Below are 6,002 nucleotides of genomic sequence, written 5' to 3'. Positions count from 1 at the left end.
CACCTCCCGCCCCCGCCCCCCCCCCCCCCCCCCCCCCCCCCCCCCCCCCCCCCCCCCCCCCCCCCCCCCCCCCCCCCCCCCCCCCCCCCCCCCCCCCCCCCCCCCCCCCCCCCCCCCCCGGCTCCCGCTGACGGACACGACCGGCGCCCGGGCGCCTCCGGCACCACGCCGGACCGCCCGGGCGCGAGAGCGCGGCGAGGGCCGCAGGCGAACGGGAGAACGGCATGAGCGACCGGCCGCAGGCGGTGCGCACCGGGGTCCGCCCGGACGGCGCAGCCGGAGCGGACGGAGCCCCGGCGACGGGCTCGGCGCCCGCCACCGGCCAGACGCCCGCTCCGTCCGGGGCGACCCCGGCCGGGGCCACGCCGGCGGGCGCGGGTCCGTCGCTGGCCAAGCCGGTCACCGGCCAGGCGTCCGCCCAGCAGGTGCCGCCCGTGGCCCCGCCGCAGGCGCCCCAGCAGGCTCCCCGTCCGGCCGACGCGACCATGCCGGGGCCGGTGAGCGCCACCCAGGCGGTCCCGCCGGCCGCGGTGGCCGCCCCACCGGCGGCGGCCCGGGCTCCCCAGCAGCCGCCGGCCGCACAGCAGCCGCCGGCTGCGCAGCAGCAGGCCGGCAAGCAGGCCAGGAACCGCGGCAACCGCGGTCCGCGGCGGGCGCGGCTGCAGCTGCGGCACGTCGACACCTGGTCGGCGCTGAAGATCTCGCTGGTCCTGTCGATCGCGATGTTCTTCATCTGGATGGTCGCGATCGGGATCCTGTACGGGGTCCTGTCCGGGCTCGGCGTCTTCGACACCCTCAACGACCTGTTCGGCCAGCTGGGCACGTCGTCGAGCGGCGAGGGCGGCGGCGACGTCATCACCCCGGGCGTCGTCTTCGGCGGCGCGGCCGTCATCGGCGCGATCAACATCGTGCTGATGACCGCGCTGTGCACCGTCGCGGCGTTCATCTACAACCTCTGCGCCGACCTGGTCGGCGGCCTCGAGGTCACGCTCGCCGAGCGGGACTAGACGGAGGACCCCTCTGCCTCCCACCGCTCGCAGGCGCGCGGCGGGACCCTGCAGGGGGGCCGCCCCCGGACCCCCCCGTCCGGGCCCGGGGGCGGCCAGGTAAGCTGGTCGAGGTCCACGGGCCTGTAGCTCAGGCGGTTAGAGCGCATCCCTGATAAGGATGAGGCCGGAGGTTCAAGTCCTCCCAGGCCCACCCGTGAACCGGTGCCCCGGCACCGCGACAGCGAGGCCCCGTCCGTGGCCGCCGTCGTACCCAGGAGGTACCGCGTGCTGAAGAAGCTGGCCCTGGCCGCCGTCGCGGCCGGTGCCGTCGCCGCCGTCCGCCGGCGCTCGTCCGGCGGCGGCAAGACCGAGGCCGACCTCTGGCACGAGGCCACCAGCGGCCCCCAGTCGGTCAGCCGCCCGACCACCCGCTGAACCCGGGCTCCCGCGCGGAGCTCCCGGGGACAGCGCCCCCGGGGACGTAGCTCAATTGGCAGAGCACCGCCTTTGCAAGGCGGGGGTTAGGGGTTCGATTCCCCTCGTCTCCACCGCAGGACGCCGGTGCGTCCTGCCGCTCGGCCCGGCGGTGGGCGCCGGCCTCCCGCAGCCGGTGACCCCCACCTCCGCACGGCCTCGACGGCCGGGGCGCCCGGCCCAGCGCCGTGCAGGTCCGCCGGCACGTCCTGCCTACACGCCCGGTGCATCGTCCCCGTGGGGTGGCCCGCTCCCCGTGCTCGGGGTCAGCGGAGCAGTGGGAGAGTGGGCGGCGTGACCGAATCGACCCCCGCACGCCGTGCCGTGCTGCACACCAACCACGGCGACATCACCGTCGACCTGTTCCCCGACCACGCGCCGAAGACGGTCGCGAACTTCGCGGACCTGGCCGAGGGCCGCCGCGAGTGGACGCACCCGGCGACCCGGCAGAAGACCACCGACCCGCTGTACGACGGGACGGTCTTCCACCGGATCATCGACGGCTTCATGATCCAGGGCGGCGACCCGCTCGGTCAGGGCTTCGGCGGCCCGGGCTACCAGTTCGGCGACGAGTTCCACCCCGAGCTCACCTTCAACCGCCCGTACCTGCTGGCCATGGCCAACGCCGGGCCGGGCACCAACGGCTCGCAGTTCTTCATCACCGTGAGCCCGACGCCGCACCTCAACCGCAAGCACACGATCTTCGGCGAGGTCGCCGACCAGAGCAGCCGCGAGGTCGTGGACCGCATCGCCAAGGTCCGCACCGGCCGCAACGACCGCCCCGTCGAGGACGTCGTCATCCAGTCGGTCGAGGTGCAGCGCAGCTGACCACCGGTCCCGACGACGGGGGCGCCGGCCGGCCGCCGGCGCCCCCGTCGGCCACCTGCTACCGCCACCCGGACCGGCCGACCGGCGTCCGGTGCGCGCGCTGTGACCGGCCGATCTGCCCGGAGTGCATGACGCCGGCCGCCGTCGGGTTCCAGTGCCCCGACGACGTCCGGGCCGGTTCCGCCGGGGTCCGCCGTCCCCGGCCGGTGTCCCGCTGGTCCGGCGCCCGCCGCCGGTTCGGCCCGGTCACCGTCTCGCTGGTCGCGGTCAACGTCGTCGTCTTCGTCGTCACGGCGGTGTCGGCGGTGTCGGTCGGCCGGAGCCCGCTGGACAACTGGCGCTCGCCGGTGTTCGAGGAGTTCTCGCAGGTCCCCGTCCTCGTCGACGTCTTCGGCCAGGACTGGCGGTTGCTCACCGGGGCGTTCCTGCACATCGGGATCACCCACCTGCTGCTGAACATGCTCAGCCTGCTGGTGTTCGGCCCCGAGCTCGAGGGGCGCCTGGGCCGGTGGCGCTACCTCGCCGTCTACCTGGTGTCCGCCCTGGGCGGCGCCGTGGCCATCCAGCTGTTCGGCGAGCCCGCCCGGCCCGTGGCCGGGGCGTCCGCGGCCCTCTACGGCCTCCTGGGCTCCCTCGGCGTGCTCCTGCTGGTCGCCCACCAGGACCTGCGCGGCCTGCTCACCCTGCTGGCCATCAACGTGGTCATCAGCTTCCTGCCCGGCGTCTCGCTGCTGGGCCACCTCGGCGGCCTGGTCGCCGGCGCCCTCGCCACCGGGCTGCTCGTCCTCACCCGCCGGCGGACGGCGGCGCAGGCACTGTCGCTCGTGGTGCTCGCCGCAGTCCTGGTGACCCTCACCCTCGCCGTACCGGTACCCCTGGTCGTCCTCGGCCTCTGAGGGCCCGTCCCGCGCCTCAGGCGGGCCGCCACGCCTCGAGGGCCTGGGCGACCGACGCCGGGTCGGTGCCCAGGTCCCGGCGGCCCAGCAGCACGAGGGTGCCCTCGTCGTCGGGGTGCGCGGCGGTGTCGAGCTCCAGCAGCCGCGAGCGCACGCCCAGCCGCCGCGTCGTCCGCAGCCGCACCCGCAGGCCCGGCCACGGCAGCCGGGTGCGCCCGGTCAGCGTCCGCACGACGACGCCGGCGTCGTCCACCGCCAGCCGCGGCCGCAGGACGAGGTCGCGCAGCGCCGCACCCACCAGGAGCACGCCGGCGGCGCCGACCAGCACCCGCCCCGCCGTGTCGAGCCCCAGGGCGGCCAGCGTCAGCAGCACCCCGCCGAGCCCGAGCGTGACCGTCTCCGCCGTCCGCGCCGACCACCGCACGTCCCCAGCCTCCCAGGACGTCCACGGCGACTCTGTCCACAGGCCGGCAGAGGTGGGGACGCCCGACCGCAGGCGGGGATCTGCCCAGCTCGGCCCGCGTGTCGACTCCTCGACCGCAGTGCCGTGCTCGCGCTCGGTGACCGTCCCGGTGCTGCGGTCATGTCGACACATCCACAGCTGGGTACACAGCTGGGGACAAAGCACAGACCTGTAGTTACTCGGGTGCCCTTCTCGTCACACGTGCCTCACCAGTTGCGAAAGCGCAGGTCAGCGACGTGTAGTCGAACAGGCGTTCTCCACATGCGGTGGACAACCCTGGGGGTAGGGCGTCATGTCGACCTGTGGATCCACCGGTGGTGTGTGCACAGCGGTCCACACCCCCGGTGTCCACCGCCGGACGGCCCCCGTGTACACGAGAGGCCCCCGTCCCGGGTGCGGGACGAGGGCCTCTCGGGAGAGGTGTGGCGGCTACCGCCAGCGCATCGACATGACGAGGCCGACCACCATGGCGCCGAAGCCGATGGCGAAGTTCCACGCCCCCAGCGACACCATGAACGGGATCTGGTCGCCGGCCACGTAGTAGACGACGATCCACAGCAGACCGAGCAGCATGAGCGCGACCATGAGCGGCGCGTACCAGCGCGGGCTCGGCTGGACGGCCCGTGCGTTGGCCGCGCGCGACTGCAGCACGCCCTCGGGCGGCGTGTAGACCGACTTCTTGCGGACCTTGGACTTGGGCACTCCGACCGTCTCCTGCTGACTCGCTGGGGTGCCGGTCCGTCGCGACCGGCACGATCGCTCCCCAGCCTAAGCTCCGAGGGGACCAGCACGGCCGCGTCCGACGGCGTGCCTCCCCCTCCCGTCCCCCAGGAGCCCGCGTGACCGCCTCCGAGCCGCCGGTGGGCCCCTCCCGGCGCCGGTCGGCCTGGGGCGCCCTGGTGCCCGTGGTGGCGCTCGCGGCAGGGCTGCTGTTCGCCACCTCCGGCCAGACCGCCGAGGGCTCGGACCTGCGCGCCGGCGACGTCACCGAGCTGTCCGAGCTCATCGCCCAGCGCAACGAGGTCATCGCCGGCCAGCAGGAGCAGCTGACCGCGCTGCAGCGCCGGACCGAGGCGCTCACCGACCAGGCGGCCTCCCGCGACGGCGCCGTCGCCTCGGCCCAGGCGGCGGGCGACGCCGGCGCCCTGTCGGCGGGCCTGGTCGCCCTCCGCGGCCGCGGTGTGGAGATCACCCTCGACGACGCCCCGCGCCGGCCCGACGGCAGCCTGCCGACGGGCGCCCGCCCCGACGACGTCGTCATCCACCAGTCCGACGTGCAGGCGGTCGTCAACGCCGTCTGGGCCGCCGGCGCCGACGGCGTGGCGATCATGGACCAGCGGCTGATCGCCACCAGCGCCGTCCGCTGCGTCGGCAACGTCCTGCTGCTCCACGGGCGGACCTGGTCACCGCCGTTCGTCGTCACCGCGATCGGCGACCCCGCCGCCATCCGCGCGCAGCTGGACGCCTCCCCGCAGGTGGCGGTGTTCGAGCAGGCGGTCGAGGACTTCGGGCTCACCTTCGCCGTGCGCGACCGGCCGGAGGTCACGGTGCCGGCCTACACCGGCCCGCTGGACATGGCACACGCCACAGCCGCTGACGGCTGACCGGGCGCTGCTGTACACAGGGAGCGTGAGCAGGCCCGTCCTCGTCGTCGACAACTTCGACAGCTTCGTCTACAACCTGGTCCAGTACCTGGGCCAGCTCGGCGTGCAGTGCGTCGTCCGGCGCAACGACGCCGTCACCGTCGACGAGCTGCCCGACCTCGACGTCGCCGGCGTGCTGCTGTCCCCCGGTCCGGGCACGCCCGCCGGCGCCGGCGTGACCGTCCCGATGGTGCGGGCCGCCGCCGAGGCCGGGACGCCGGTGCTGGGCGTGTGCCTGGGTCACCAGGCGATCGCCGAGGCCTTCGGCGCCGAGGTCGTCCGCGCGCCGGAGCTGCTGCACGGCAAGACCAGCGAGGTCGTGCACGACGGCGTCGGCGTGCTGGCCGGGCTCCCCTCGCCCTTCACCGCCACGCGCTACCACTCGCTGGCCGTGGACCGGGCCACCGTGCCCGACGAGCTCGAGGTGACCGGCGCGACGGCGTCGGGCATCGTCATGGCGCTGCGGCACCGGGAGCTGCCCGTCGAGGGCGTGCAGTTCCACCCCGAGTCGGTGCTCACCGAGGGCGGCCACCGGATGCTGGCCACGTGGCTGGCCGCGTGCGGCCTGGCGCCCGACCCGGCCGTCGTCGAGGCCGCCGCCGCGGGCGCCCGCCGTCTCTCCGCCGCCGCCGTCTAGCCCCCGGGGCGGGGGGGGGGGGGCGGGGGCGGGGGGGGGGGGGGGGGGGGGGGGGGGGGGGGGGGCCGGGGG

The 6,002-nt window shown here is 75.8% G+C and carries 8 protein-coding genes and 2 tRNA genes; 8 read left to right on the top strand and 2 right to left on the bottom strand.

The window, feature by feature from the left end; all coding sequences use genetic code 11:
* Positions 1 to 224 precede the first annotated feature (224 nt).
* The 6 genes from ACI8AB_RS22640 (at position 225) to ACI8AB_RS22615 (ending at position 3,187) form a co-directional block, all read left to right on the top strand.
* On the top strand, positions 225 to 1,007 hold the full coding sequence (locus ACI8AB_RS22640) for a DUF3566 domain-containing protein (protein ID WP_456951978.1): 783 nt from the start codon (positions 225 to 227) through the stop codon (positions 1,005 to 1,007).
* Between the two features lie 119 nt (positions 1,008 to 1,126).
* Positions 1,127 to 1,200, top strand: a tRNA-Ile gene (locus ACI8AB_RS22635).
* Positions 1,201 to 1,274: 74 nt separating this feature from the next.
* Positions 1,275 to 1,424 carry a DLW-39 family protein gene (locus ACI8AB_RS22630; protein ID WP_456951977.1) on the top strand — a complete coding sequence of 50 codons (150 nt, stop codon included), beginning with the start codon at positions 1,275 to 1,277 and terminating at the stop codon, positions 1,422 to 1,424.
* Positions 1,425 to 1,464: 40 nt separating this feature from the next.
* A tRNA-Ala gene (locus ACI8AB_RS22625) sits at positions 1,465 to 1,537 on the top strand.
* A 220-nt stretch (positions 1,538 to 1,757) separates the two neighbouring features.
* Positions 1,758 to 2,291: a peptidylprolyl isomerase gene (locus tag ACI8AB_RS22620; protein ID WP_387988647.1), complete on the top strand. Its 534-nt coding sequence runs from the start codon at positions 1,758 to 1,760 to the stop codon at positions 2,289 to 2,291.
* A gap of 128 nt (positions 2,292 to 2,419) precedes the next feature.
* Positions 2,420 to 3,187 (top strand): rhomboid family intramembrane serine protease, encoded by a 768-nt coding sequence (locus ACI8AB_RS22615; RefSeq protein WP_456951976.1) that lies wholly within the window; start codon positions 2,420 to 2,422, stop codon positions 3,185 to 3,187.
* 16 nt (positions 3,188 to 3,203) lie between these two features.
* Here ACI8AB_RS22615 and ACI8AB_RS22610 read toward each other — a convergent pair whose 3' ends face one another.
* The gene (locus ACI8AB_RS22610) at positions 3,204 to 3,611 is read right to left on the bottom strand and encodes a PH domain-containing protein (protein ID WP_456951975.1); all 408 of its coding nucleotides are present in this window, start codon (positions 3,609 to 3,611) and stop codon (positions 3,204 to 3,206) included.
* A gap of 468 nt (positions 3,612 to 4,079) precedes the next feature.
* Positions 4,080 to 4,352 (bottom strand): cell division protein CrgA, encoded by a 273-nt coding sequence (gene crgA, locus ACI8AB_RS22605; RefSeq protein WP_387988650.1) that lies wholly within the window; start codon positions 4,350 to 4,352, stop codon positions 4,080 to 4,082.
* A 137-nt stretch (positions 4,353 to 4,489) separates the two neighbouring features.
* Here crgA and ACI8AB_RS22600 point away from each other — a divergent pair, with 137 nt between their 5' ends.
* Together ACI8AB_RS22600 and ACI8AB_RS22595 are read left to right on the top strand one after the other, a co-directional pair.
* The gene (locus tag ACI8AB_RS22600) at positions 4,490 to 5,254 is read left to right on the top strand and encodes a DUF881 domain-containing protein (RefSeq protein WP_387988651.1); all 765 of its coding nucleotides are present in this window, start codon (positions 4,490 to 4,492) and stop codon (positions 5,252 to 5,254) included.
* Between the two features lie 25 nt (positions 5,255 to 5,279).
* A complete protein-coding gene (locus ACI8AB_RS22595; protein ID WP_456951974.1) occupies positions 5,280 to 5,930 on the top strand; it encodes an aminodeoxychorismate/anthranilate synthase component II in 651 nt (216 codons plus the stop codon).
* The last annotated feature ends 72 nt before the right edge of the window (positions 5,931 to 6,002 follow it).

The organism is Geodermatophilus sp. SYSU D00698 (assembly GCF_054050335.1).
This window is presented reverse-complemented; position numbering and strand designations above follow the sequence as displayed.

Excerpts from the sequence above, each read along its gene's own strand:
- ACI8AB_RS22640 (WP_456951978.1), top strand. The coding sequence starts at position 225 with ATGAGCGACCGGCCGCAGGCGGTGCGCACCGGGGTCCGCCCGGACGGC.
- ACI8AB_RS22615 (WP_456951976.1), top strand. The coding sequence starts at position 2,420 with ATGACGCCGGCCGCCGTCGGGTTCCAGTGCCCCGACGACGTCCGGGCC.